Annotated in this window: 20 protein-coding genes; 14 read left to right on the top strand and 6 right to left on the bottom strand. The window is 70.0% G+C overall.

The window, feature by feature from the left end:
* Positions 1-9 precede the first annotated feature (9 nt).
* From QP939_RS26995 to QP939_RS26970, 6 genes are all read left to right on the top strand, one after another.
* Complete coding sequence (locus QP939_RS26995) at positions 10-822, top strand: PHP domain-containing protein (RefSeq protein ID WP_285448964.1); 813 nt, start codon at positions 10-12, stop codon at positions 820-822.
* Between the two features lie 182 nt (positions 823-1,004).
* Complete coding sequence (locus QP939_RS26990; protein ID WP_285448962.1) at positions 1,005-1,814, top strand: ABC transporter ATP-binding protein; 810 nt, start codon at positions 1,005-1,007, stop codon at positions 1,812-1,814.
* Entirely contained in the window at positions 1,811-2,641 is an 831-nt protein-coding gene (locus QP939_RS26985) for an ABC transporter ATP-binding protein (RefSeq protein ID WP_414641707.1), read from the top strand. Before QP939_RS26990 ends, QP939_RS26985 begins: the two co-directional genes overlap by 4 nt.
* Entirely contained in the window at positions 2,638-3,516 is an 879-nt protein-coding gene (locus QP939_RS26980; RefSeq protein ID WP_285448959.1) for a branched-chain amino acid ABC transporter permease, read from the top strand. The genes QP939_RS26985 and QP939_RS26980 overlap by 4 nt, the downstream gene beginning before the upstream one ends.
* Positions 3,509-4,675: a branched-chain amino acid ABC transporter permease gene (locus QP939_RS26975; protein WP_434219578.1), complete on the top strand. Its 1,167-nt coding sequence runs from the start codon at positions 3,509-3,511 to the stop codon at positions 4,673-4,675. Before QP939_RS26980 ends, QP939_RS26975 begins: the two co-directional genes overlap by 8 nt.
* Entirely contained in the window at positions 4,672-5,922 is a 1,251-nt protein-coding gene (locus tag QP939_RS26970) for an ABC transporter substrate-binding protein (RefSeq protein ID WP_285448957.1), read from the top strand. The genes QP939_RS26975 and QP939_RS26970 overlap by 4 nt, the downstream gene beginning before the upstream one ends.
* On the opposite strand, the gene QP939_RS26965 is transcribed toward QP939_RS26970, so the two are convergent.
* A complete protein-coding gene (locus QP939_RS26965) occupies positions 5,891-6,925 on the bottom strand; it encodes a Glu/Leu/Phe/Val dehydrogenase dimerization domain-containing protein (RefSeq protein ID WP_285448956.1) in 1,035 nt (344 codons plus the stop codon). The genes QP939_RS26970 and QP939_RS26965 overlap by 32 nt on opposite strands.
* A gap of 77 nt (positions 6,926-7,002) precedes the next feature.
* Here QP939_RS26965 and QP939_RS26960 point away from each other — a divergent pair, with 77 nt between their 5' ends.
* The 3 genes from QP939_RS26960 (at position 7,003) to QP939_RS26950 (ending at position 8,470) form a co-directional block, all read left to right on the top strand.
* On the top strand, positions 7,003-7,461 hold the full coding sequence (locus QP939_RS26960) for an Lrp/AsnC family transcriptional regulator (RefSeq protein ID WP_285448954.1): 459 nt from the start codon (positions 7,003-7,005) through the stop codon (positions 7,459-7,461).
* 138 nt (positions 7,462-7,599) lie between these two features.
* Positions 7,600-7,857, top strand: a complete 258-nt coding sequence (locus tag QP939_RS26955) for a hypothetical protein (RefSeq protein WP_285448953.1) — start codon at positions 7,600-7,602, stop codon at positions 7,855-7,857.
* Between the two features lie 40 nt (positions 7,858-7,897).
* Complete coding sequence (locus QP939_RS26950) at positions 7,898-8,470, top strand: GNAT family N-acetyltransferase (protein ID WP_285448951.1); 573 nt, start codon at positions 7,898-7,900, stop codon at positions 8,468-8,470.
* Between the two features lie 15 nt (positions 8,471-8,485).
* Here the strand turns inward: QP939_RS26950 and QP939_RS26945 are convergent, their stop codons facing one another.
* The 3 genes from QP939_RS26945 to QP939_RS26935 form a co-directional block, all read right to left on the bottom strand.
* Positions 8,486-9,760 carry an IS701 family transposase gene (locus QP939_RS26945; RefSeq protein WP_285459667.1) on the bottom strand — a complete coding sequence of 425 codons (1,275 nt, stop codon included), beginning with the start codon at positions 9,758-9,760 and terminating at the stop codon, positions 8,486-8,488.
* A gap of 182 nt (positions 9,761-9,942) precedes the next feature.
* A complete protein-coding gene (locus tag QP939_RS26940; RefSeq protein ID WP_285448950.1) occupies positions 9,943-12,651 on the bottom strand; it encodes a GH92 family glycosyl hydrolase in 2,709 nt (902 codons plus the stop codon).
* 300 nt (positions 12,652-12,951) lie between these two features.
* Entirely contained in the window at positions 12,952-13,578 is a 627-nt protein-coding gene (locus tag QP939_RS26935; protein ID WP_285448948.1) for a YigZ family protein, read from the bottom strand.
* 548 nt (positions 13,579-14,126) lie between these two features.
* Here QP939_RS26935 and gltB point away from each other — a divergent pair.
* Positions 14,127-18,698, top strand: a complete 4,572-nt coding sequence (gene gltB / locus QP939_RS26930) for a glutamate synthase large subunit (protein WP_285448946.1) — start codon at positions 14,127-14,129, stop codon at positions 18,696-18,698.
* Positions 18,691-20,139: a glutamate synthase subunit beta gene (locus QP939_RS26925; RefSeq protein ID WP_285448944.1), complete on the top strand. Its 1,449-nt coding sequence runs from the start codon at positions 18,691-18,693 to the stop codon at positions 20,137-20,139. Before gltB ends, QP939_RS26925 begins: the two co-directional genes overlap by 8 nt.
* Before the next feature lie 93 nt (positions 20,140-20,232).
* Here the strand turns inward: QP939_RS26925 and QP939_RS26920 are convergent, their stop codons facing one another.
* A complete protein-coding gene (locus QP939_RS26920; RefSeq protein ID WP_285448942.1) occupies positions 20,233-21,288 on the bottom strand; it encodes a LuxR C-terminal-related transcriptional regulator in 1,056 nt (351 codons plus the stop codon).
* Between the two features lie 176 nt (positions 21,289-21,464).
* A complete protein-coding gene (locus QP939_RS26915; protein WP_285448941.1) occupies positions 21,465-22,130 on the bottom strand; it encodes a hypothetical protein in 666 nt (221 codons plus the stop codon).
* Between the two features lie 194 nt (positions 22,131-22,324).
* Here QP939_RS26915 and QP939_RS26910 point away from each other — a divergent pair, with 194 nt between their 5' ends.
* From QP939_RS26910 to QP939_RS26900, 3 genes are all read left to right on the top strand, one after another.
* A complete protein-coding gene (locus tag QP939_RS26910; RefSeq protein ID WP_285448939.1) occupies positions 22,325-22,639 on the top strand; it encodes a hypothetical protein in 315 nt (104 codons plus the stop codon).
* Positions 22,640-22,842: 203 nt separating this feature from the next.
* Entirely contained in the window at positions 22,843-24,240 is a 1,398-nt protein-coding gene (locus QP939_RS26905) for a Dyp-type peroxidase (RefSeq protein WP_285448937.1), read from the top strand.
* A 43-nt stretch (positions 24,241-24,283) separates the two neighbouring features.
* A complete protein-coding gene (locus tag QP939_RS26900) occupies positions 24,284-25,063 on the top strand; it encodes a DeoR/GlpR family DNA-binding transcription regulator (RefSeq protein ID WP_285448936.1) in 780 nt (259 codons plus the stop codon).
* The last annotated feature ends 589 nt before the right edge of the window (positions 25,064-25,652 follow it).

The raw sequence follows: 25,652 nt of genomic DNA, 5'->3' as shown, positions 1-25,652 counted from the left end.
CTCCGCCGGGTGACGATCGACCTGCACACGCACAGCACGGCCTCCGACGGGACGACACCGCCCGCCCTGCTGCCGCGGCTGGCCGCCGAAGCCGGGCTGACGGTGTTCGCCCTCACCGACCACGACACCTTTGCGGGCCTGGCGGAGGCGTCGGCCGCCCCTTCCGACATCGAGCTGATCCCCGGGGTCGAGATCTCCTGCCGCCTCGACGACGCCGAAGTGCACCTGCTCGGCTACTTCGTCGATCCCGGGCACGCGCCGCTGGCCGCCGAGCTGGAGCTGATCCGGTCCGACCGCGAGCGCCGCGCGGTGCGGATGGTCGAACGCTGCCGTGAGCTGGGTGCGCCGATCACGCTGGCGCAGGTGCGGACGATCGCGGGCGGCGCGCCGCTCGGGCGGCCGCACGTCGCCGCCGCGCTGGTGGCGTCCGGGGTCACGGCCGACGCGTTCACCCTCGACTGGATCGCCGACGGCGGCCGCGCCGACGTGCCGAAGCACGTGCTGTCCACGGTGGACGCGATCGGCCTGGTCCGCGCCGCCGGGGGCGCGGCCGTGCTGGCGCACCCGCGGTCAGTCAAACGCCGCGCTTCCGTTTCCGACGCGCAACTGGCGGCCCTGGCCGAAGCCGGGCTGGCCGGGATCGAGACGGACCACCCGGAGCAACCGCCGGAGGTGCGGGACCGGCTACGCACGGTGGCCGCGGACCTGAACCTGCTCACGACGGGATCGAGCGACTTCCACGGCGACCGCAAGCCGGTCCGCCTCGGCGAGTGCACGACGTCACCGGAAGTGTTGGCCGCACTACGCTCCCGCCGGTCGTGAGTGTTTAGGGCGGTTCTAACCGCCCTGAACACTCACGAGGGGCCGCGCCGTGTCCGTTTTGTGTCCGTCGGGGTCTCCAGGTGGGGGTGTCCGAGAGCCGCGCCTGATCGCAGGATGACCGCCACCGACCGTGACTCAGGTCACACGAGTGGAGGAGGCGTTTTGCGGCCTGGAGTGAGTTCGTGCTGACCGTCCGTGGTCTGCGGGTGCGGTACGGCCGGTCGACGGCCGCCCTGCACGGCATCGACCTCGACGTCCCCGCCGACGGCGTGCTGGCCGTGCTCGGCAGCAACGGCGCCGGGAAGTCCACTTTGCTCAGAGCCGTCTCGGGTACGCTCCGCATGCACCGCGGCGCGATCTCCGGTGGGGAGATCCACTATGACGGCCACGCGCTCGGCAAGCTCGACCCCGCCCGGATCGTCCGGCTCGGCGTCGTCGGCGTGCCCGAAGGACGGCAGGTCTTCGCCCGGATGACCGTCGAGGAGAACCTGCGTGCCGGCGGCATCGGCGCGCGGACCGCGGCCGACCGCACGGCCGCGCGCAAGCGGGTCGACGAGCTGTTCCCCGTGCTCGCCGAACGCGCCAAGCAGCGCGCCGGGCTGCTGTCCGGCGGCGAGCAGCAGATGCTCGCGATCGGCCGGGCCCTGATGTCCGCGCCGAAGCTGCTGCTGCTCGACGAACCGTCGCTGGGGCTGGCGCCGAAGATCGTCGAACAGATCGGCCGGACCATCCGGGAGATCCACGACCAGGGCACCGCGGTGGTGCTGGTCGAGCAGAACGCCGTGATGGCCCTCGACGTCGCCGACCACGCCGTCGTGCTGGAGGTCGGCCGGGTCGCGCTGGCCGGGACCGCCGCCGAGCTCGCCGCCAGCCAGGACGTCCAGCGGCTGTACCTGGGCGGGCACGCCGAGTCGGAGGAGACCGCGATGGCCGAAGCCGAAACCGCGCGCGAACGCCTCGCGGGCCGGACCCTGTCGAGGTGGGCCGGATGACGCCGCCCGAGTCGCCGACGTCGACCGAGGCTTCGGCCGGAGGCTTCGCCACCCGGACCCCCCAAGAGCTGCGCGTCGAGAACGTCGCCCTGCGGTTCGGCGGGATCCGGGCCCTCGACGACGTGAGCTTCACCGTCGCGTCCGGTTCGCTGCACGCGCTGATCGGGCCGAACGGCGCCGGGAAGTCCAGCTGCTTCAACGTGATCAGCGGGCTCTACCGGGCCAACGCCGGCCGCGTCCTGCTCGGCGGGACCGACCTCACCGGGCTCGCGCCGCACAAGCTCGCCGGGCTCGGCGTCGGGCGGTCGTTCCAGAACGCCGCCCTCTCCCCCGGCTCGACCGTGCTGGACAACGTCATGCTGGGCAGGCACGCGCTGACCCGCGGCGGGTTCCTCGAAGTCGGGCTGCGGCTGCCGTGGACGGTCCGCGCCGAACGGCGGCATTCGGCCAGGGCCAGGGAGATCTGCGACTTCCTCGGGCTCGGCCCGGTCGCCGACGTACCCGTGGGCGCGTTGCCCTACGGCGCCGTCAAGCGCGTCGACCTGGCCCGCGCGCTCGCCGTCGAACCCGTGCTGCTGCTGCTCGACGAGCCCGCGGCCGGGATGAACGCGTCGGAGACCGCGGAGCTGGCCGGCACCATCAGCGGGATCCGCGCCGAGCTCGGCATCTCGATCCTGCTCGTCGAGCACGACATGGGACTGGTGATGGGCATCGCCGACCGGGTCACCGTGCTCGACTTCGGCCGCCGCATCGCCGACGGCACCCCCGCGGAAGTCCAGTCCGACCCGGACGTCATCAAGGCCTACCTGGGCACGGAGGCGGCGTGAACACATTCCTGCAGCTCGTGGTGAACGGCCTCGGCAAGGGCGCGGTGTTCGCGTTGCTGGCGCTGGGGTTCGTGATCATCTTCAAGGCCACCGAGGTGGTCAACTTCGCGCACGGCTCGCTCGTGCTCTTCGGCGGCTACCTCGTCGTGGTGACGCGGGACGCGCTCGGCTGGGTCGGCGCGTCGCTGGTCGGCATCGTCTCCGCCGGGCTGCTCGGCCTGCTCGTGGAACGGCTGCTGCTGTCGCGGTCCCGGCACGCCGACGCGAACAGCCTGGCCCTGCTGACGATCGGCGTCGACGTCATCGTCACCGAGGAGATCGTGCGCCGCCTCGGCGTCACGCTGCCCTTCCTCGGCGGCGCCTGGGACGCGAAGCCGTTCCAGATCGGCGGGATCACGCTGTTCCGCACGCACCTGGTCGCCCTCGGCGTGGCCGCGCTGCTGATCACGGCGTTCTGGCTGGCCTTCAAGTACTCGAACTGGGGCGTGGCCATGCGGGCCCAAGCGGAGAACCGCGAAGCCGCCGCGCTGATGGGCATCCGCAGCTCCCGGGTCACCGCGACCGCGTGGCTGGTCGCCGGGCTGCTGGCCGGGGTGGCGGTGCTGTTCATCGCCACGCAGGACTTCTCCGGCGCCGGGCTGTCCCGCGGGACGCACTCGATCGCGCTGGCCGCGTTCCCCGCGGCGATCCTCGGCGGGCTCGACTCGACGGCGGGCGCGGTGGTCGGCGGGCTCGTCGTCGGCATCGTCGAGGCCCTGTCCGCGCAGTACGTCTCGTTCGACTTTTCCAAGAGCGCGGTCTTCCTGGTGATGCTGGTGGTCCTGGTGGTGCGGCCGTCCGGGCTCTTCGGGACGAGGGAGCGCACCCGTGTCTGAGAGTGCTGTGTCCGAAGTGGACAGCCCACCCGCGGTCGGCGCACCGGCCCCGCGGCCGCACCGCGACCCGGCGAAGCTGGTGCGCACCGCGGGCTGGCTCGTGCTCCTGGTCGTCCTGCTGGCCCTGCCGCTCTACCTCGACTCGGCCTGGCTGAAAGCCGGGCAGTACATGATGATCGGCGCGGTCGGCGCGATCGGGCTGACCCTGGTCGTCGGGCAGGCCGGGCAGCTTTCCCTGGCCCACGCGTTCTTCCTGCTCGCGGGCGGCACCGCCTACACCGTCCTGTCCGGACCGACCGGCGACGAGCGCGTGGTCGGCTTCGGCCTCGACCCCGGCCTGTCGCTGGTCGGCGCGGTGGTCGTCACCGCCCTGCTCGGGCTGGCCTTCGCCCCGGTCGCCGGCCGGCTGCGCGGCATCTACCTCGGCGTCGCCTCGCTCGCCCTGGTGTTCCTCGGGCTCTACTTCGGACAGTCGGCCGAAGAGCTCACCGGCGGCACGTCCACCGGGCGCACCCCGGCGTCGTTCTCGCTGTTCGGCTTCCCGTTCACCAACGACGGCCCCGAAATCACCCTGCTCGGCGTGCCGATCCAGCAGGCCGAACGGATGTGGTACCTGTTCCTGCTGCTCACCGTGCTCGCGTTCGTGATCGCGCGCGGCGCGGTCCGCGGCCGGGTCGGGCGGTCGTGGCGGGCCGTGCGCGACCACGAGGCCGCGGCCGCGGTGATGGGCGTCAGCGTGCTGCGCGCCAAGGCGGGCGCGTTCGCCGTTTCGTCGGCCTACGGCGGTCTCGCCGGCGCGATGACCGTGCTGTGGTTCGACATCCTCAAGCCCGACGAAAGCGAGTTCGGCACCTACGGCATCAACGTGTCCATCGCCTACCTCGCGATGGTCATCATCGGCGGGCTCGGCTCGGTGCCCGGCGCGCTGGTCGGCGCGCTGATCGTCAACGGGCTGCCGCAGGTGCTCGCCCTCTACTCGGCCGACCTCGGCTGGTTCACCGGCACCGGCGACGGCGCGCTGACCCCCATCCTCGTCAGCTCGTTCGTCTACGGTGCCGCGATCATCCTCGTCGTGCTGTTCGAGCCGGGCGGGCTCGCCGCGATCGGCCGCCGGATCACCCAGAGACGTCATCGCCGTCAACCCCCGGAGGAATCATGAAACGCACACACGCGGCGGCGGCGCTGGCGGCCGTCCTCGTCCTGTCCGCCTGCAGCACCAAAGCCGGTGACTCGGGCTCGTCGGGCTCGGACAGCTCCGGCGTCAAGACCGGCAAGGGGGTGACGGCCACCGAGGTCACGCTCGGCGTGATGACCGACAAGTCCGGCGTGTTCAAGAACCTCGGCCTCGGCATCACCCAGGGCAACGAGCTGTGGGCCAAGGACTTCAACGCGGCCGGCGGCGTCTGCGGGCGGCAGGTGAAGCTCGAGCAGGTCGACCACGGCTACAAGGCCGACACGGCGAAGACGCTGTACCCGCAGGTCGAGCCGAAGGTGCTCGGGTTCGTGCAGCTGCTCGGCTCGCCCGTGGTGGCCGCGCTGAAGCAGAACCTGGCCACCGACAAGACCGTCGCCGCGCCCGCGTCGTGGTCGTCGGAGCTGCTCGACAACCCGTACGTGATGATCGTCGGCACCACCTACGACCTGGAGATCATCGACGGCCTGTCGTACCTGCAGGAGCAGGGGCTGATCAAGGATGGCGACACGATCGGGCACGTCTACATCGACGGCGAGTACGGCAAGAACGGCCTGCGCGGGTCGCAGTTCTACGCGAAGAAGCACAACCTGACGGTCAAGGAAGTGAAGATCACCTCGACCGACAGCGACCTGACCAACGTCGTCACCGGGCTGAAGGGCGCGGGCGTCAAGGCGATCGTGCTGACCACCACGCCGACGCAGACCGGCTCGACGGTCGGGGCGAACAAGGCGCTCGGCCTGAACGTGCCGGTGCTGGGCAACAACCCGACGTTCGACCCGGCGCTGCTGAAGAGCCCCGCCGCCGGGGCGCTGGACAAGCTGACCATCGTCGCCAGCAGCGTACCGTTCTCGGCCGACCTGCCGAAGGCCAAGGACGTCGCGGCCAAGTACAAGGCGGCCTACAAGGAGACGCCGAACGGCGGGGTTCCCTACGGCTACGCGGTCGGCGAGGTGTGGGGCGCGGTGCTGAAGAAGGCCTGCGAGAACAAGGACCTCACCCGCGACGGCATCGCCGCGGCGCTCAAGCAGACGACGTCGGCGAGCACGGACGACCTGGTCGCGGCGCTCGACTTCTCCAAGCCGGGGACGCCGGCGACGCGCCAGGTCTACGCGGCCACCCCGGACGCCTCCGCCGAGGGCGGCGTCAAGTACGTCAAGCCGCTGTTCGAAGCGCCCGAGGCTAAGGAGTACGTGGCCCCGCACCAGAAGTGAGCCGGCGCCGGGCCAGCGCGGCCGCCTCGTGCAGCGGGGTGGTCGCGTTGGCCTTCGCGGCGTCCAGGAGGTCCGTGACGGTCTGTCCGATCGTCTCGACGCGGGCGAGCGCGGCCTCGTGGTCCAGCCCTTCGGCCTCCCGCGAAAGCGTGTACAGGATCCCGCCCGCGCTGGCGACGTAGTCCGGGATCCACAAGACACCGCGCGCGGCGAGGAGGTCGGCGACACCGTCGTCGGTCAGCTGGTTGTTGGCCGGGCCGACGACGAGCGGCGTGTCGAGCCGCGCCACCGTCTCGGGGCTCAGCACCCCGCCGACCGCCGCCGGGACGACGACGTCGGCGGTCAGGGTGAGCGCCTTCTCCGGCTCGACCCAGGTCAGGCCCTGGTGCACGGCGTCGGCGCGCTTGGCCGGGTCGAGATCGGAGACGACGACGTCGGCCCCGGCCGCCTGCAGGCTCGCCGCGAGGTGGGCGCCCACCGAGCCGTAGCCGCTGATCACCACCCGGCGGCCCGCCAGGTCCGCCGAACCGACCGCCGCCCGCAGCGCGGCGAGCACGCCGACGGCCGTCGGGCCGCTGGAGGACCCGGTGCCGCCCGCCGACTCCGGCGTGCAGTACGCGTACGGCGAGGCCTCGCGCAGGACGAGCATGTCGGCCGGGCCGGTGCCGACGTCCGGGCCCGCCCGGTAGGCGCCGCCGAACTCGGCGACCAGGTCGGCGTGGTCGAGCAGGACGGCCCGGCGCTCCTCGGGCGAGAGCACCCGCCCGGGCTCGGGCGCGATGACGCTCTTGCCGCCCCCGAACGCGAGCCCGGCGACGGCGCACTTGGCCGTCATGGCCGCCGACAGGCGGAGGACGTCGCCGATGGCTTCTTCGAGCGTGGCGTACGGCTTGAAGCGGCAGCCGCCGACGGCGGGGCCGAGCGCGGTCGAGTGGATCGCGACCATGGTGGGAATGCCGGATCGACGGCCGTTCCGGACTACGAGCTGCTCATGTGCGGTCATACCGTCAGAAGTTAGAGTGATCATCGGCCTTGTCGACTTGTCGCCGAACTAAATTCGGTGACGCGGAGGTGATCACGGTGCTCGACGAACTTGATTCGGCGATCGTGCGGCACTTGCAGGAAGACGCCCGGCAGACGAACCGCGACATCGCCCGCAAGGTCGGCATCGCGCCCTCGACGTGCCTCGAGCGGATCCGGCTGCTGCGCGAACGCGGCGTGATCCGCGGCTACCACGCCGACGTCGACCTGGCGAGCCTCAACCGCGGCGTCCGGGCGCTCGTCACGGCGCAGGTGCGGCCGTTGAGCCGGGCGGTCATCGACTCCTTCCAGCGGTCGATCGCCGAGCTGCCGGAGGTGCTGTCGGTGTACGTGACCGCGGGCAGCGACGATTTCCTGATCGAAGTGACCACCCCGGACATCGACGCGCTGCACGCATTCCTCACCGACCGGCTGGCGTTGCGCCGGGAGATCGTCGGGTTCCGGACGTCGATCGTTTTCCGCCACCTGCGCAAGACGACGCTTGAACCCCTTCCCTAGGGGTATCCGGGGATCACCCGGAAAGCCGCGACACGCCACCCCTACGTGCACCCCTGAAATACCCGGATTCGCACGCTGGGAGGCGGAAACTGTCGGTGGTGGGGCGTCTAATGAGCACGACGGGAAGGAGGCGCCGCCATGATCACCGAACTGAACCACCGTGAGCGGGCCACGTTGAGAGCCGTGGCCGGGGGCCACGCCGAGATCAGCTGCAGCTGCGAGCCCGACCTGTTCATCGACGGCCTGAGCTGCTGCGACCAGACCACCGTGCACCGGCTCGCGCGGCTCGGCCTGATCGCGCCGGCCCACCCCGGCAAGTGCGGCGAGCGCGTGCCCGCGCTGCTCACCGAGGCCGGTTCGCTGGCGCTGGGCGAGGTCCTCGCCACCGCCGCGTAATAGCGTTGCCACGCACCGGGGGCGCTGCCAGCATCACCCGATGCACGTATTCCTCGAAACCGAGCGGTTGATCCTCCGCCGGTTCACCGAGAACGACGCCGACGCGTTGTTCGAGCTGTACGACGACCCGGCCGTGATGAAGTACCTCAATGGGGGCGCACCGGCCAACCGGACGGAGATCGTCACCCTCGACCTCCCCGCGTTCCTCGGTTACTACGAGCGTTTCCCCGGTTACGGGTTCTGGGCGGCGATCGAGAAGAGCACCGGCGATTTCCTGGGGTGGTTCCATTTCCGCCCGCGGCCGCAAGACCCGGTGGACGAGCCGGAGCTGGGGTACCGGCTGCACCAGAAGGCGTGGGGCAAGGGCTACGGGACCGAAGGCTCGGCGGCGCTGCTCGCCAAGGGTTTCACCGAACTGGGGGTCAAGCGCGTCACGGCGTTCACCATGACGGTGAACCAGCGCTCCCGGCGCGTGATGGAAAAGCTGGGGATGCGGTTCGTCCGCACGTACTTCGAGGAGTTCCCCGAGCACGAGCGAGCCCCGGGCAGCGAACACGGCGAAGTCGAGTACGCCATCACCCGCGACGAATGGGCCGCCGCCCGCCGCTCGTGAGTGTTTAGGGCGGTTCTAATACTCCAGCTGTAGTTCGTGATCGGGTGCTGGGTTTTCGTGTCGTCGCTGGTAGTGGCTTTGCCGGGCGTGATGTTGGTGTCGTCGGCGCCAGGTGGACCAGGCCAGGATGTCGGCGACGCGGCGGGCTGGCTTGAGGATGAGCTGGGCGTAGAGGTGCCTGATCTCGTTGCGTGTCAACGGGATCAGGCCCTCATGCGGTTTTGTGTGGCGGGCATGGGCGGCGGCGATGGCGAGGAAGGCGTGGGCCAGCATGACCAGCGTGGTCCAGCGATACCAGGAGGTCCAGGTGCGGACCTGGTGCTCGTCCAGGCCGGTGAGTTCTTTGCCGGTCTGGAAGGTTTCCTCGATCGTCCAGCGACGCCCGGCAACGCGGGCGAGCTTGGCCAGCGAGACGCGGCGGGGGCTGTAACAGCGGTAGAACGCAGTCTCCCCGGTGCGCCGGTTGCGGCGCATCAGGATCCAGTGATAACCGGTGGTGCCCGCGGGGTGCAGCCGGATGCGGGCCCACAGGTAGTAGCGCCGGCCTTTCGCGCCCGCTCCGGCGGAGAGCTTCTGCCAGGCCCGTTTCGGCAGCGCGGCCGCCCGCTCATCAGCTCGCACGCTCTGCCTGCCGGGCCCGGGAATGCGATGGTCGCAGGCCACGGCCAGCACATAGGCCTGTCCGCGTTGTTCGAGCGGATCACGCAGGCCGGCAGCGTCTTTGCCGTAAGCCTCGTCCCCGGTCACCCACCCCACCCGCACGCCCGCGTCCAGCGCCCGGGTGATCATGGCCAACGCGAGCCGGGATTTCGTGGTGAACCGGGTCCCGGCGGGCACTCCGGCCCGGTCCCGGCGCCGGGGGTCCTCGGCCCAGCTTTCAGGCAGGTAGAGCTCACGGTCGATGAACGTATGCCCGGCCGGGGTGGAATACGTCAGGAACACCGACATCTGCGAGTTCTCGATCCGGCCCGCCGTGCCCGTGTACTGCCGCTGGACTCCGACCGACTCGGTGCCCTTCTTCAGGTCGCCGGTCTCGTCGATGACCAGCATCGCATCCTGATCACCCAGCTGCTCGACCACGACCTCGCGCAGGTCGTCACGAACCCCGTCCACGTCCCAGCTCGCGCGCGAGAGCAGGTTCTGCATCCCATGCGGGGTCGTGTCCCCGACAGCCTCGGCGATGGTCCAGCAGTTCACCCGAACCAGCCCGGCCAGCAGCCCCTGCACGAACCGCCCCGCGCGGCGACGCGACTCCACCCGCGCGAACCGGTGCCCCACCCGCACGAACATCTCACCCAGCAGCGACTGCCACCCCGCAGGGTCTACGCTGGCAGCCGCGGCCACCACATGATCTTGAGTTGTCTTCACAAACACCATGATCACGTGGTGGCCGCACCCATCTCACCGGCCCCCTCCAGCAAGATCACGAACTACAGCTGGAGTACTAACCGCCCTAAACACTCACGACGGGGTCAGCGGTAGACCTCGAACTCGTAGATGCGGGCCGCGCCGTTGCCGTCGTTGGCCGGGGTGGTGAGGTTCAGCTTCACGTACCGGGCCGACCGCGTCGTGATCGGGTGGTACGTGCGGCTGGCCCGCGACCCGGTCACCGACGCGACCGTCGTCCACGTGCTGCCGTCGGCCGAGGTCTGGATCGTGAACGCGCCGGTGTTCCAGCCCGTGGTCTCGCCGCCGAGCCCGGCGTGCTTGACCACGAACGCCGACACGTTCTGCGCGGACCCGAGGTCGACCTGCAGGAACTTCGTCGCGGCGAGCGTGCAGAACTTGCTGTTGTTCGCCAGGCTGCCGTCGAAGGCGTTGCCCGCGCCTTCGGCCGAGTTGCACGGCGTCGAGCCGGTGGCGGCCTTGCCCTGCGCCAGGTTCGTGCCGAGGTTCGGCGCGGCGGGCGGGGGCGTGAACCCGTCGTTGTACGACGGCGGGACGTCCGAGGCGTTCGTGCCCCACGCGCTCGGCGACGAGCCCATCGAGTAGTTCAGCGTCGACGCGCCCGCGATGTCGCCGTAGCGGATCCACGACTTGGTCGTCGCGGTCCCGTTGACGCTCAAGCTCTGCACGTACTGCGCGCCCTGACCCGCGCTGGTGCCGGTGATCTGGATCGTCCCGCTCGGGCGGATGATCGAGGCCGACGGGAACAGCGGGCCGTGCAGGGCCAGGACGTCCGCACCCGGTGTCGCCGGGTACATGCCCAGCGCGGCGAAGACGTACCACGCCGACGTCGCGCCGAGGTCGTCGTTGCCGGGCAGGCCGCCCGGGCCGGTGGTGAACGACTCGGTCATCACACGCCGCACCGCCGAACTCGTGCCCTGCGGGTAAGCCGCGTAGTTGTACGCCCACGGCACGCCGTGCTCGGGCTCGTTGCCGATGTAGAAGTACGGCTGGGTCAGGCCGCCGTTGAGCTGGGTGAAGTGGTGGTCGAGCCGCTGGACCGCCGTCTTCGGGCCGCCCATCAGGTTGATCAGGCCCTGGTAGTTGTAGGGCACCATCCACGTGTACTGCGAGGGGTTGCCCTCGGTGTACCCGCTGTTGCTCGACGGCACGACCGGCCACGCCCACGTGCCCGTGCTGCCGCGCGGCTGGATGTAGCCCGAGTCGGTGCCGAAGACGTTCTGCCACCACTGGGCGCGCTGCATGTAGGTGTTGTACTTCGTGGTGTCACCCACCGACTTCGCGAACTGCGCGATCGCGAAGTCCGACGCCGAGTACTCGAGCGAGTCCGACGGGTCTTCGTAGATGTAGTGGCGGCTGAGGTAGCCGCTTTCCCGGCCGCGGATCGACTGCCCCTGCGTCGTGCCGCCGTTGGAACTCTTGTCCATCAAGGTCAACGCGGCCGCCGTGTCGAAGCCGCGGACGCCGAACGCGTACATGCTGCCGACCACGATCGGGCCGGGGTCACCGGTCATCACGAAGTGCTCGTTGCTGTTGTGCGACCACTTGGGCAGCAGCCCGCCCTGCTGGCCGTCCAGCACCATCGACTTCGCGATGTCGCTCGCCTCGTTCGGGGCCACGAGCCCGATCAACGCGGCCCACGAGCGGTAGATGTCCCAGCCGGAGTAGTTCTGGTAGACCGGGTGCGACGCCGTGTGCACCGCCTGGTCGAACCCGCGGTACTGGCCGTTGGTGTCGCTGGCGATGTTCGGGTTCTGGAACACGTGGTAGAGCGCCGTGTAGAACTTCTGCAGGTCCGCGGCCGCGCCGCCGGTCACCTGCACGCGGTTGAGCACGCTGTTCCAGCTCGTGTCGGCCGCGCTTCTGATCCCGGCGAAGTCGAAGCCGGGGTTCTCGGCGGCGAGGTTCGCCTGCGCGTTGGCCAGGCTGACGAAGGAGATGCCGACCTTCGCCTGCACGGTGGTGTTGCTCGAGGTGTCGAAAGTGACGTAGCCGCCGGAGTTCGTGCCGCTGGTGCTCGCCGACCCGGCGCTCACGGTGCCGCCGAGCCAGGTGCCGAACCCGCTGGGCGCGCGGTCGAACTGGATGACGTAGAAGATCTGGTACGTCTTCGAGGAACCGCAGAAGCCGCCGCCGGTCACCGAGCCGGTGACCTGGCTGCCGCTGATGCTGATCGACCCGCTGCGGCTGCCCGTGGCGCTGCGGCTGGTGTTGACCAAGAGCCGCGCGGACGTCGTGTTCGGGTAGGTCAGCTTCATGAAGCCGGACCGCTTCGTGGCCGACAGCTCGACGGTGGTGTTGTAGGTGTCGAGCTTGTTCTTGTAGTAGCCGGGCGCGGCCGACTCGTTCGCCTTCGTGTAGCGGCCCGCGTAGCCGGTCCAGCCGGTGCCGGGCGACGTCCCGATCGCGCCGGTGATCGGCAGCAGGCCGAGGTCCTCGTTGTTGGGGCAGCCCGCGCCGTTGAAGTGGGTGAGGCTGAACTCTTCGACGCTGGTGTCGCTGTAGCGGTAGCCCGACGGCGAGGCGGTCGGGGTGTCCGGGCTGAACTGCACCATCCCGAACGGCACGGCCGCACCCGGGTAGGTGCTGCCGCCGGCACCGCCGGGCACCGGGTTCGGCGAGTTGCTGTTGTCGGTGCCGATGAAGGGGTTCACGTACTGCGTGAGGGCGAGCGTCGCGGCTTCGGCGGTCGCCGTGGTCGCGGCGAGCCCCGCGCCCACGACGGCGGCCGCGAGCACGGCGGCGCGCAGCCGTCTGGCGAGTGGTCCGGACATGGAACCTGTCCTCTCCTTGTCGCCCGACAACGTTGTCGGACACGGTGACAACGTTGTCAGCGCGCATGATGCGCCGACAACGTCCAGGGATCGAAGTGGTACCGGAACTCGGTGGCAGGACATGGTGCCACGAAAGGACCCTGACGCGGAAGCACCGAAAGTCCGTTGCGCGCCAAGCGGTTCCGGACCGGACCAGTCAGCCCCGGTGGACCACCCGCCCGCGCGGGCTGAAGGGGACGTTGCTGGCATCTGATGCGAGGAAAGTCCCCTTCAGCTCATCAGATGCGATGAACGTCCCCTTCAGCCCGTCACCCAGTGCTCGCCGAGTTCGGTCGTCGACGCCTCGCCGTTCGTCAAGTCCGCCAGCCAACTCGCGAACGTCTCCGCCTCGCCCGGCGCCAGCCCGATCTCGAACCGCGCCCGCTCGTCGAACCGCGTCGCGTGCACCAAGTACGGCGACGCGCGCAAGTCGTTCTCGAGACGGCCCGCGCGGTCGTAGCTCACCGAGACTTCCACCAGACTGAGACGCCGGTGTTCTAGTACACCAACAACTTCCACGGCGTCCGAAACGGACTGTCCGTACGCGCGGATGAGTCCGCCCGCACCCAGCAGCACCCCGCCGAAGTAGCGCGTCACCACCGCGACGGTGTCCGTGAGCTCCCGGCGGCGCAACACCTCCAGCATCGGCGTCCCCGCGGTCCCGGCGGGCTCACCGTCGTCACTGGACCGTTGCGTCCGCCCGTCCGGCCCCAGCACGAAGGCGTGGCAGTGGTGCCGCGCACCCGGATCGGCCCGGCGGCGGGCCGCGATGAACTCCCGCGCGGCCTCCTCCGACGTCACCGGAGCGAGCGCGCAGAGGAACCGGGAGCGCTTGATCTCGAGCTCGTGCACCCCGGAACGAGCCACGGAGAGATAACGATCAGTCATCGGACAAGTCCGCCATGCACTCAGCTTCTCACCCCGGAACCGGGCCGCGACACGTGCCCCAGGCCACTTGAGACAGACGTTTTCGCAGGTCAACGAGCATAAGGCCCGACCTTCGGGAGCCCCAGTCCGACATATGGGACTACCCTCGGGGACGTCAACGCAACCGTGGCATTTCCCACGCGGGGGCAACGACGTATGTCGATAACAGCGAATTCACACTATCGTCATAAGACCCGGCGAACCCGGGAGTAACACCGCGCGCTCACGTCGGCCCCCACCACAGTGGCCGGTTCGAGCGCGTGCGCAGGACCCGACATGTTCGGCTGCCCAGCGTTGTGCGGCCTCCCAGATGACCCGCGTCCGGTTTCCGAGCATCGACGCTCGGCCGGCGCAGCGCGGGCATCTTGCACTGCGACACACCAACGCCGACAACAGCAACTGTTCTCGACTGACCATCGCGGTACCGGACCACTTCGTTAACCGGTTCAGCTCGAACCACTCGATGGAGTGAGTACCGGTCGCGCCAACGCCTTGGGAGGCGGCCAGCCGTGACCCACCGTGCCAGTTCCCTGCCCCCGTCCCGGGAGCAGCTCAGCAACGCCGAGGCCGAGGGCCTCTACCGGAGCGACTACGAACACGACGCCTGCGGTGTCGCCTTCGTCGCCGACCTGACCGGACGTCGGGACCATTCGATCGTCGCCAAGGCCTTGGTCGCGTTGCGCAACCTGGAACACCGCGGGGCGCGGGGCGCCGAACCCGACACCGGTGACGGTGCCGGCCTGCTGATCCAGATCCCGCACGAGTTCTACCGCGACGTCGTCGACTTCGACCTGCCCGAACCGGGCATGTACGCCGTCGGCACCGCGTTCCTGCCGCAGGACGAAAAGCGCCGCGGCCGGGCCATGACGACCATCGAGCGCATCGCCGCCGAAGAGGACATGCGCGTCCTCGGCTGGCGCGAGCTGCCCGTGCACACCGAGCACTGCGGGCCGACCGCGGCCGAGACGATGCCGCACTTCACGCAGCTGTTCCTCGCCGCGCGCCGCCCGAAGCCGGAGCACGCGGACCCGCTCGCCATCGAGCGCAGCGCCTTCTGCGTCCGCAAGCGCGCCGAGCACGAGCTCGTCGAGGACGACGTGTACTTCCCGTCACTGTCCTCGCGCACGATCGTCTACAAAGGAATGCTCACCGAGCCGCAGGTCGAGCGCTTCTTCGCCGACCTGACCGACGAGCGCGTCACCAGCGCCATCGGCCTGGTGCACTCCCGCTTCTCCACCAACACGTTCCCGTCGTGGCCGCTGGCGCACCCGTACCGGTACGTCGCGCACAACGGGGAGATCAACACCCTGCGCGGCAACCGCAACTGGATGGACGCCCGCGAGGCACTGCTGGAGACCGACCTGATCCCGGGCGACCTCAAGCGGATCTACCCGGTCATCACCCGCGGCGCCAGCGACTCGGCGTCCTTCGACGAGGTGCTGGAGCTGCTCCACCTCGGCGGCCGCTCGCTGCCGCACGCCGTCCTGATGATGATCCCGGAGGCCTGGGAGAACCACCAGGAGATGGACCCCGCGCGGCGCGCGTTCTACGAGTTCCACTCGACGCTGATGGAGCCGTGGGACGGCCCGGCCCTCGTCGCCTTCACCGACGGCGCCCAGATCGGTGCCGTGCTCGACCGCAACGGCCTGCGCCCCGGCCGATACTGGGTGACCGACGACGGCCTCGTCGTGCTCGCCTCCGAGGTCGGCGTGCTCGACATCGACCCGGCGACGATCGTCCGCAAGGGCCGCCTCGAGCCCGGCCGGATGTTCCTGGTCGACACCGCGGCGGGCAAGATCGTCGAGGACGAGGAGATCAAGGGCGAGCTGGCCACCGCGCACCCGTACGACGAGTGGGTCGAGGCCGGTCTCCTGCACCTGGAGGACCTGCCCGAACGCGACCGCGAGATCCCGCTGCACGCCGCGCTCGTCCGCCGTCAGCAGGCGTTCGGCTACACCGAGGAGGAGCTCGAGGCCATCCTCGAGCCGATGGCCCGCACCGGCGCGGAGCCGATCGGCTCGATGGGCAACGACTCGCCGATCGCGACGCTGTCCAGCCGGCCGCGGCTGCTGTTCGACTACTTCATCCAGCTGTTCGCCCAGGTGACGAACCCGCCGCTGGACGCCATCCGCGAGGAGCTCGTCACCGCGCTCGGCACGCAGATCGGCGCCGAGCCGAACCTCCTCGAGGGCGACGCGTCGTCGTGCCGCCGGATCGTGCTGCCCTTCCCGGTGCTCGACAACGACCAGCTCGCCAAGCTGGTGCACGTCAACGACGACGGCGACCTGCCGGAGTTCCAGGCGGTCACCGTGCTCGGCCGGTACAACGTCCACGGCGGCGGCGAGGCGCTGGTCCAGCGGCTCGACGAGATCCGCGCCGAGGTTTCGGAGGCGATCGAGGACGGCGCGCGGCTGATCGTGCTGTCCGACCGCGGGGTCGACGAGAACCACGCGCCGATCCCCTCGCTGCTGCTGACCGGCGCGGTGCACCACCACCTCGTCCGCGAGAAGACGCGCACGCAGGTCGGCCTCATCGTCGAGGCGGGCGACGCGCGCGAGGTGCACCACATCGCGCTGCTGATCGGCTACGGCGTCGCCGCGGTGAACCCGTACCTGGCGATGGCGACCGTCGAGGAGATGGCCCACCAGGGCCTGATCCCGGGCGTGACGCCGAAGCAGGCGACGCAGAACCTGATCAAGGCGCTCGGCAAGGGCGTCCGCAAGACGATGTCCAAGATGGGCGTTTCGACCGTCGCGTCCTACACCGGCGCGCAGATCTTCGAAGCGATCGGGCTCGGCGAAGAGGTCATCGACACCTGCTTCGCCGGCACGACGTCCCGCCTCGGCGGCGTCGGCTTCGAGACCCTCGCCGACGAGGTCGCGAAGCGGCACAAGTACGCGTTCCCGGCCGACGGCGTCCGGGCGTCGCACCGCGAGCTCGAGACCGGCGCGGACTACCAGTGGCGCCGCGAGGGCGAGCCGCACCTGTTCAACCCGCAGACGGTGTTCAAGCTCCAGCACTCCACGCGCTCCGGGAAGTACGAGATCTTCAAGGAGTACACGAAGGCCGTCGACGACCAGGCCGAGAAGCTGCTGACGCTGCGCGGGCTGTTCGACTTCAAGTACGGCAAGCGCGCGCCGGTGCCGATCGAAGAGGTCGAGCCGGTCTCCGAGATCGTCAAGCGGTTCGCCACCGGCGCCATCTCCTACGGCTCGATCTCGATGGAGATGCACCAGACGCTGGCCATCGCGATGAACCGCCTCGGTGGCAAGTCGAACACCGGTGAGGGCGGCGAGGACGCGGAGCGCCTGTACGACCCTGAGCGTCGCTCCGCGGTCAAGCAGGTCGCTTCGGGCCGCTTCGGCGTCACGAGCGAGTACCTCGTCAACGCCGACGACATCCAGATCAAGATGGCGCAGGGCGCGAAGCCCGGCGAGGGCGGGCAGCTGCCCGGCGCGAAGGTGTACCCGTGGATCGCGAAGACGCGGTTCTCGACGCCGGGCGTCGGCCTCATCTCGCCGCCGCCGCACCACGACATCTACTCGATCGAGGACCTGGCCCAGCTGATCCACGACCTGAAGAACGCCAACCCGAACGCGCGCATCCACGTGAAGCTCGTGTCCGAGGTCGGCGTCGGCACGGTCGCCGCGGGTGTGTCCAAGGCGCACGCGGACGTCGTGCTCATCTCGGGTCACGACGGCGGGACGGGCGCGTCGCCGCTGTCGTCGATCAAGCACGCGGGTGGCCCGTGGGAGCTGGGCCTGGCCGAGACGCAGCAGACGCTGCTGGCCAACCGGCTGCGCGACCGCATCGTCGTGCAGACCGACGGCCAGCTCAAGACCGGTCGCGACGTCGTCGTCGCCGCGCTGCTCGGCGCCGAGGAGTTCGGCTTCGCGACCGCGCCGCTGGTGGTGTCGGGCTGCATCATGATGCGCGTCTGCCACCTCGACACGTGTCCGGTCGGTGTCGCGACGCAGAACCCCAAGCTGCGCGAGAAGTTCAGCGGCAAGGCCGAGTACGTCGTCAACTTCTTCGAGTTCATCGCCCAGGAAGTGCGCGAGTACCTGGCGGAGCTGGGCTTCCGGTCGATCGCCGAGGCGGTCGGGCACGCCGAGTTCCTCGACAAGCGCAAGGCGATCGAGCACTGGAAGGCTTCGGGGCTGGACCTGTCGCCGATCTTCCACGTGCCCGACATGGCCCCGGCCGGCCTGCGCCTGCAGCAGACCAAGCAGGACCACGGCCTGGAGAAGGCGCTCGACAACACGCTGATCCAGCTGGCCGAGGGCGCGCTGAACTCCGGTGACAAGGTGCGGCTGGAACTGCCGGTGCGCAACGTGAACCGGACCGTCGGCACCATGCTCGGCTCCGAGCTGACCAAGCGGTGGGGCGGCGAAGGCCTGCCCGACGACACCATCGACGTCACCTTCACCGGGACCGCGGGCCAGTCGTTCGGCGCGTTCGTGCCGAAGGGCATCACGCTGCGGCTGTTCGGCGACGGCAACGACTACGTCGGCAAGGGTCTCTCCGGCGGACGGCTGATCGTGCGGCCGCCGAAGGAAGCGCGGATCGCCGCCGAGGACCACATCATCGCCGGCAACGTCATCGCCTACGGCGCCACGAGCGGTGAGATCTTCATCCGCGGCAAGGTCGGCGAGCGGTTCTGCGTGCGCAACTCGGGCGCGCTGGCCGTCGTCGAGGGCGTCGGCGACCACGGCGGCGAGTACATGACCGGCGGCCGCATGGTCGTGCTCGGCCCGATCGGGCGCAACTTCGCGGCCGGCATGTCCGGCGGCGTCGCGTACGTGCTGGACCTGCCCGCGCACCGCGTCAACCCGGAGATGGTCGACCTCGACCCGCTCGACTCCGAGGACGCGGACTTCCTCCGCGAGACGCTGGAAAAGCACTACAACGAAACGGAATCCGCGGTCGCGCGGGAGCTGCTGGCCGACTGGGACGCGGGAGTCGACCGCTTCGGGAAGGTCATGCCGAAGGACTACAAGCGCGTGCTCGCCGCCCAGGCGCGGGCCGAGCGCGACGGGCGCGACGTGAACGAGGCGATCATGGAGGCCGCACATGGCTGACCCCAAGGGCTTTCTGACCACCACCCGCGAAGAGCCGAAGCGCCGCCCGGTCGACCTGCGGCTGATGGACTGGCGAGAGGTCTACGAAGACTTCGCCACGACGAAGCTGCAGAAGCAGGCGGGCCGCTGCATGGACTGCGGCATCCCGTTCTGCCACCAGGGCTGCCCGCTCGGGAACCTCATCCCGGAGTGGAACACGCTGACCTGGCGGGAAGACTGGCGGCAGGCGATCGACCGGCTGCACGCGACGAACAACTTCCCGGAGTTCACCGGCACGCTGTGCCCGGCGCCGTGCGAAACCGCGTGCGTGCTCGGCATCAACGACGACCCGGTGACGATCAAGCGGGTCGAGATCTCGATCATCGACCGCGCCTTCGACGAGGGCTGGGTGACGCCCGAGATCCCGGCGGTGCGCACGGGCAAGAAGGTCGCGGTCGTCGGGTCCGGCCCGTCGGGACTCGCCGCGGCGCAGCAGCTCACGCGCGCGGGCCACAGCGTCGTGGTCCTCGAGCGGGCCGACAAGATCGGCGGGCTGCTGCGCTACGGCATCCCCGAGTTCAAGATGGAGAAGCGCCGCCTGGACCGCCGTCTCGCGCAGATGGAGGCGGAGGGCACCGAGTTCCGGACGTCGGTGAACGTCGGCGTGGACATGCCGGTTTCGGAGCTGCTGGCCCACGACGCCGTGGTCCTGGCCGGTGGCGCGACCGACTGGCGCGACCTGCCGATCCCGGGCCGCGAGCTGGACGGCATCCACCAGGCGATGGAGATCCTGCCGCCGGCCAACCGGGTCGCGTCCGGGGACCTGGAGTCGTCGCCGTTCGACGCATCGGGGCTGGACGTGGTCGTGATCGGCGGCGGCGACACGGGCGCCGACTGCGTCGGAACGTCGCACCGCCAGGGCGCGCGGTCGGTGACGCAGCTGGAGATCATGCCCCGGCCACCGCAGTCCCGTTCGGACGCGCACCCGTGGCCGACGTACCCGATGATCTACCGGGTGTCCTCGGCGCACGAAGAGGGCGGCGAGCGGCTGTACTCGGTGAACACGCAGGAGTTCCTGGGCGACGACAACGGCCGGGTGCGGGCGCTGAAGCTGGTCGAGGTCCGCAACGAGGGCGGCAAGTTCGTGCCGGTGCCCGGCACGGAACGCGAGCTGCCCGCGCAGCTCGTACTGCTGGCGATGGGCTTCCTCGGGCCGCAGAAGAAGGGGCTGATCGAGGAGCTCGGCGTCGAGCTGGACGCGCGCGGCAACGTGGCCCGCGACAAGGCGTTCAAGACGAGCTTGGACAACGTGTTCGTGGCCGGCGACATGGGCCGGGGCCAATCGCTGATCGTGTGGGCGATCGCGGAGGGCCGCAGCGCGGCGGCGGGCGTGGACGCGTACCTGACCGGCCGGGACATCCTCCCGGCCCCGATCGCGCCGACGGACCGGCCGATCGCGTAAAGCCCGGCGTCGGCGGAGGTGTCAAAGTCGCCACCTCCGTCGGCGCTGTCCCACCTTTTCCTCGCCGAGCGACCTTCGCCCTTCTCCGCCGCGTCAGAACCGCGGCGGCTTGCGATGCAGCCGCCGGCGCCCGGTCGCCTCCGCGGCGAGGTCGATCGTCCGCTGGTGCCGGACCTTGTCGCGGGCTCGATCGAGGCATGAGCGCACCGTGCTCTCACTGATGCCGAGGCGGGCCGTGATGGCGTAGTGCGAGTGCCCCGCGGCCACCAGCCGCAACACCTCCACTTCCGACGACGAGAGTTCGTCGTCGCGGTGCCGTCCCGGGTGCCGGACGGCGTCGTAGTCGATCATCACCTCGGCAGCGGATGCCGAGAGGTACGTTTCACCCGCGGACACCGTCTTGATGGCGCCCAGCACGTCGGCCCGGGACGGGAGTTCAGCGAGGACACCCTTGGCTCCGGCGGCGATCGCGTCCAGTACCTGCGTCGGCGTGGCGGCGGTCGTCAACGCCAGCGCCACCGGGCGGTGGCCGAGCTCCGCGACTTCCCGGATCGTGGCCGAGCGCTCGATGTCCAGCAGGACGACGACGCGATCGGGCCAGCCACCGCCCTTCAGCCTGTCGGCGTACTTGACCAGCCCGGCGACGTCGCGGGAAACCTGGCTGTCGACCTCGATGCCGTGGCCGGCGTTCGAGCGCAGCCAGTGGTGCAGGGAACTCTCCGGCTTCCACCGGGGATCCTCGATCACCACCACCCGGATCGTTTCCCACGAGTACGCGGGAATCACCGGTGGCTTGGCCGCCGATCCGCCTTTGCCGAGCAGCTCGTCGGTCCGGGCGAGGATGTCGGCGACGACGTGCGGAGAGGGAGATTGGCGAATCCGCTGCGAGGCCGGGGTGCCGAGTGAGGACCGCTCGAGCAGCCGGAGGAATTCGGCGATGTCGGCGAGCTCGTCCGAACCCGCTCGCGCCGCGCCGGTGTCGGCGAGGCGCGCGCGCAGCTGCCGCAACGCATCGAGACCGGGCAACTCGTCGCGCCGGAAGCGGCCGCTTTCCGCCAGCCGTTCCAGCACCTTGGCGAGGCGCGCCGCCGTCGCCTGCAGCTGGAGCCGGTCCTCGATCTCGTCGCGCCGCTTGTCCATGTCGTTCATGCCTCACCTCGCCCCCGGTCACGGCGTCGCGCTTCTTTGCGATGCCGGTAGACGTGCCCTTCCGCCGCCCGCTCGGAAATCCCCAGTGCTTCGGCGGCTTCTTTCCGCGTTTCGGCGAGCAACGCGATTCTCGCGGCGATGCCCCGGGTCGTCGGCGTCATGCCGTCCAGGTAGTCCTACACCCGCAGCAGGTTCACGACCTCGTCCGCGGGATCGTCGTCCGCACGGAGTTCGGACTGGTACGCCGAAGGGAACCGCAGGGCGCGGGCGTCCGGGTCGTAATCGGCGGCCCAGCCTTTGAACGCGGTCGGGAACGAGCGCACGCAGGCGCCGATGAAGTAGGTCTTCAGCGACGCTCCACCTTCGGGTGACCAGCCGCCGCCGTGAAGGGCGTAGCGCTCGAACAACCGCAGGCCGTGGGCGATGGTCTCGCAGGCCAGCTCGAGCTGGTCATCGACGTGGCGGGTCAGGTACTCCCGGACCCGGCCCGAGGCGGCCACCGGCCGACCCGCACGCGCGCACATCGTGTAGATCATCTTGCGCCGGATGAAGGACTGGATGACCGGCACGGCGTAGGCGGCCAGTTCGGAGCGGAACACCTCGTACTCGACGCCGGCGAAGCCGCGCTCGGCCAGGAGCCGGTAGAGGTCGGCGTCAGCGCCGAGACGAGCCAGCCGGGTTCGGGCACGATCGGCCTCTTCCTTCTCTTCGGCGATCGTCTCGCCGCCGGTGTCGATCTGCTCCAGCAGGCCTTCCACGAAGCTGAACAGCTCGGCCGTGCCCGTCTCGGGTTGCAGGCGCCGCGGCGGCTGACCGCCGGCCGACCCCCCAGCCTTCGGCACCCCCGCCTCCCTCCTCCGCCGGATCCTGTGCGGCACGGACATGAACCTTCTAAGTCCCCGCGCGGCCGGCACCCCACGACTTTCCGCCGAACGAATTCTCGTGGGCTGACCAGCGGTTTCACCCCTACACCCAGATCATGGACAACCCTCAGTCTCCCACGCCGGGCCCGGCGGCACCCGACACCGTTCGGGGGTTGTCACGGTCCGACGCCGACTCGCCGACGCTGTGGAGCGGCGTCGTCGACGGCTGGGTCCGCGATCGCACGATCCGCCGGGACGCCCTGATCGCGTTGACGCTGGTGCTGATCGCGACCGTCGTGATCGCCTGCGCGCTCACGGGCGCGCTCGCCCCGCTGGTCAAGCAAGCGGTGCACGACACCGTCGTCCGCGTCGTGGCGGGCAGCCTGCTCACCGGGGCAACGCTCGGCTACGGCGCTCTTCGGCTGCGTCGCCGCCGGGGACGCGGCGACGAGCCGGGGGCCGGCGCCGGAACGGACAACCGAAATTGAGTGTCGGTGGCCAGGACGGGTGCCGTTCTGCGGATTCCGTTGACGATTCCACGTTCAACTTAATCTTTCGTGTGAATCCCGGAAACCGGTGGCACGGCGGCCACGCGACGCGGCACTCTGGATCCAGGGGGCACGGCCGGCGAAGGGGGCTTCGGCCGGCCGTGCACCGCCTTCGAGGCGGTTTACACGGAAGGGGACCCGAAATGAGTGTCGATCTGTCCACCACGCTGTCCTGGACCACGGCCACCGGCGATGCCGCGACCATGCTCGGCGAACTGCAGCCGAACATCCTCAAGGCCCACGTCCGCGACCACCTTTCCGCGTTGTTCCTCGCGTTCGGGGACGCCGCGGAGGCGCGGACTTTCCTGGTTTCGCTCACCGGGAAGATGAAGTCCGCCAAGGCGCACCTCGACGAGGTCGGTGCGTTCAAGGCCGAAGGCGCCGCGGGCACGCCGTACGTCGGCGCGGGGCTCACCGCCGCCGGTTACCGCGTTCTCGGGGTCGAGAACTTCCCGCAGGACGAGGCCTTCCTGCGGGGGATGGCCGCGGCCGAGACGCGGCGGAAGCTGAACGACCCGCCGCACTCGACGTTCGATCCCGGTTATCGCGGGGAAATCCACGCCGTCGTGCTGGTCGGGGACGCCACCGACAAGGCGATGACCGCGCGGCGCAACGAAATCCTCGGCCTGCTGCCGGATTCGGTCACCGTGCTGGCCGAAGAAACCGGGCTCGGCCGGGTCAACGCGCGCGGCGAGGGCATCGAGCACTTCGGGTACGTCGACGGCCGGAGCCAGCCGCTTTTCCTCACCGAGGACGTCGACGCCGAAAAGAACAACACCGACGGCATCAACGTGTGGAACCCGGCCGCCCCGCTTTCTCAGGTGCTGGTGCCGGACACGGCCGCGCCGGATCCCGGGGTGCACTTCGGCAGCTACTTCGTTTTCCGCAAGCTCGAACAGAACGTGCGGCGGTTCAAGCAGGCCGAGGCGGACCTGGCCGACACGCTCGGGCTGACCGGCGACGACCGCGAGCGCGCCGGGGCGATGCTCATCGGCCGGTTCGAGGACGGCACCCCGCTCACGACCCAGCGCGAGGACGGCGCGGAAAGCCCGGTGTCGAACAACTTCACCTACGACAGCGACCGCGCGGCGCTCAAGTGCCCGTTCCAGGCGCACATCCGGAAGACGAACCCGCGCGGCTCCGGCGGCGCGGAGGAACCCGCCGACGAGCGGCTGCACTTGATGGCCCGCCGCGGCGTCACCTACGGCGAGCGGCCGGACGACCCGAACGCCGACGTCCCACCGGCGGCGCGCCCGAGCGGCGGGGTCGGGCTGCTGTTCATGGCTTTCAATTCGGTGCTGGGCAACCAGTTCGAGTTCACGCAGGCGATCTGGGCGGACAACCCGGGCTTCCCGATCGTCGAGGGCGTGACACCGGGCCTGGACCCGGTGATCGGACAGGGCACGCGCGGCCCATCGGACTACACGGTGGACTGGGGCGGGTCGGCACAGCGCACGGCCGACCCGGTCCCGCAATCGGTGACCCTCCGGGGCGGCGACTACTTCTTCATGCCATCGCTGGCGTTCCTCCGCTCGCTCTGACTACCTTGGATCGTCCGGGAAAAGGGCGGCGAAGGGGGCGGGGTTGGACCGGCACGAACGGCTCAGCGCACTGCTGGACATGGTGGGGCAGCGGGAAAAGATCGACGTCGAGGAATCGGCGGAGGAGCTCGACGTCTCCCCGGCGACGATCCGCCGCGACCTGGACCACCTGGCGGGCCGCCAGCTGCTGACCCGCACCCGCGGAGGGGCGGTAGCCGGCAACGTGGCGTACGACCTCCCGTTGCGCCACAAGGCAGCACGCAAGGCACCGGAGAAGCAGCGCATCAGCGCAGCGGCGGCCGGCCTGGTCGAGCGCGGCATGGTGATCGGGCTCAACGGCGGCACAACGAGCACGGAGGTGGCGCGCGCGCTGGCGTTGAGCCCGGAGCTGGCGGGCAGCACGCAGGCGTTGACGGTGGTGACGAACGCGCTGAACATCGCCCACGAGCTGGCGGTGAGGCCGAACATCAAGATCGTGGTGACGGGAGGCGTGGCCCGCCAGCACTCGTTCGAGCTGACCGGGCCACTGGCCAGCCTGTTCCTCGACCAGATAACGCTGGACCTGACGTTCTTGGGAGTGGACGCATTCGACGCGGAGCGAGGGGCGTACGCACACCACGAGGGAGAGGCAAGCATCAACAGGTTGCTGGCGAGCCAGGCACGCCACGTGGCGGTGATAGCGGACGGAGGCAAACTGGGCGGCCACGCATTCGCCCGCATCTGCGACACGGCGATGGTCGATCAGCTGATCACGGATGCGGGCGCGGATCCGGAGCAGGTGGCGGCTTTCGAGGCGGCGGGGGTCGAGGTGCTGCTGGCCTGACCGGGCCCGGCTTCGTCGCGAACCGGCGGCCGGCAAAGCAAGTCAGGCACCAGATCACCGGCCCCGTCTTCGTCGCCAACCGCAGGCCGGCAACGTAACCAGGCACGAGATCACCGGCCCCGTCTTTGGCGTGAACCGGCGGCCGGCAACGCAAGCCAGGCACGAGATCACCAGGCCTCCCCCGCCCCTCGCCAACCGGCGGCCGGCAACGCAAGCCAGGCACGAGATCACCAGACCTCCCCCGCCCCTCGTCCTCGCCGCACTTCAGTCGACGGTTGAGCTTGTCAAGGCACGCTTTCCCGCCTTGACAAGCTCAACCGGCGGCTGAACACTCCGCGAAGAGGGGCGGGGGATGTCGGGCCCGTTCTCCCTCTTCGGGACGTTCAAAGACAAAGAATGTCCTCGCCGGACGGGCAGGCTCTGGGATGGCCGGGGCCTCGTAGTTCTCTCGCGTTCTCGTGGGGGCCGCTGTGTGGTCATCCCGTCGCCTGATTGAGGCCTATCACTTTGAGCCAGGCCCGCAAGCCTCCGTACTTCGGCTGCAGTAGACGAGGTAGTTGCGGGCCTGGCTCAAAGTGATTTTGACGGC

The organism is Amycolatopsis nalaikhensis, assembly GCF_030264295.1.
GTDB classification, from domain to species: domain Bacteria; phylum Actinomycetota; class Actinomycetes; order Mycobacteriales; family Pseudonocardiaceae; genus Amycolatopsis; species Amycolatopsis nalaikhensis.
Note: the sequence above shows the minus strand (reverse complement) of the source record. Positions and strands in the feature narration are given on the sequence as shown.

Bases quoted from the DNA above. Each gene is read 5' to 3' on its own strand.
- QP939_RS26985 (WP_414641707.1), top strand. From the start codon at position 1,811: ATGACGCCGCCCGAGTCGCCGACGTCGACCGAGGCTTCGGCCGGAGGC.
- QP939_RS26905 (WP_285448937.1), top strand. From the start codon at position 22,843: ATGAGTGTCGATCTGTCCACCACGCTGTCCTGGACCACGGCCACCGGC.
- QP939_RS26945 (WP_285459667.1), bottom strand. From the start codon at position 9,760: ATGTTCGTGCGGGTGGGGCACCGGTTCGCGCGGGTGGAGTCGCGTCGC.
- QP939_RS26935 (WP_285448948.1), bottom strand. From the start codon at position 13,578: ATGACTGATCGTTATCTCTCCGTGGCTCGTTCCGGGGTGCACGAGCTC.
- QP939_RS26955 (WP_285448953.1), top strand. From the start codon at position 7,600: ATGATCACCGAACTGAACCACCGTGAGCGGGCCACGTTGAGAGCCGTG.
- QP939_RS26925 (WP_285448944.1), top strand. From the start codon at position 18,691: ATGGCTGACCCCAAGGGCTTTCTGACCACCACCCGCGAAGAGCCGAAG.
- QP939_RS26920 (WP_285448942.1), bottom strand. From the start codon at position 21,288: ATGAACGACATGGACAAGCGGCGCGACGAGATCGAGGACCGGCTCCAG.
- QP939_RS26950 (WP_285448951.1), top strand. From the start codon at position 7,898: ATGCACGTATTCCTCGAAACCGAGCGGTTGATCCTCCGCCGGTTCACC.
- QP939_RS26940 (WP_285448950.1), bottom strand. From the start codon at position 12,651: ATGTCCGGACCACTCGCCAGACGGCTGCGCGCCGCCGTGCTCGCGGCC.
- QP939_RS26965 (WP_285448956.1), bottom strand. From the start codon at position 6,925: ATGACCGCACATGAGCAGCTCGTAGTCCGGAACGGCCGTCGATCCGGC.
- QP939_RS26970 (WP_285448957.1), top strand. From the start codon at position 4,672: ATGAAACGCACACACGCGGCGGCGGCGCTGGCGGCCGTCCTCGTCCTG.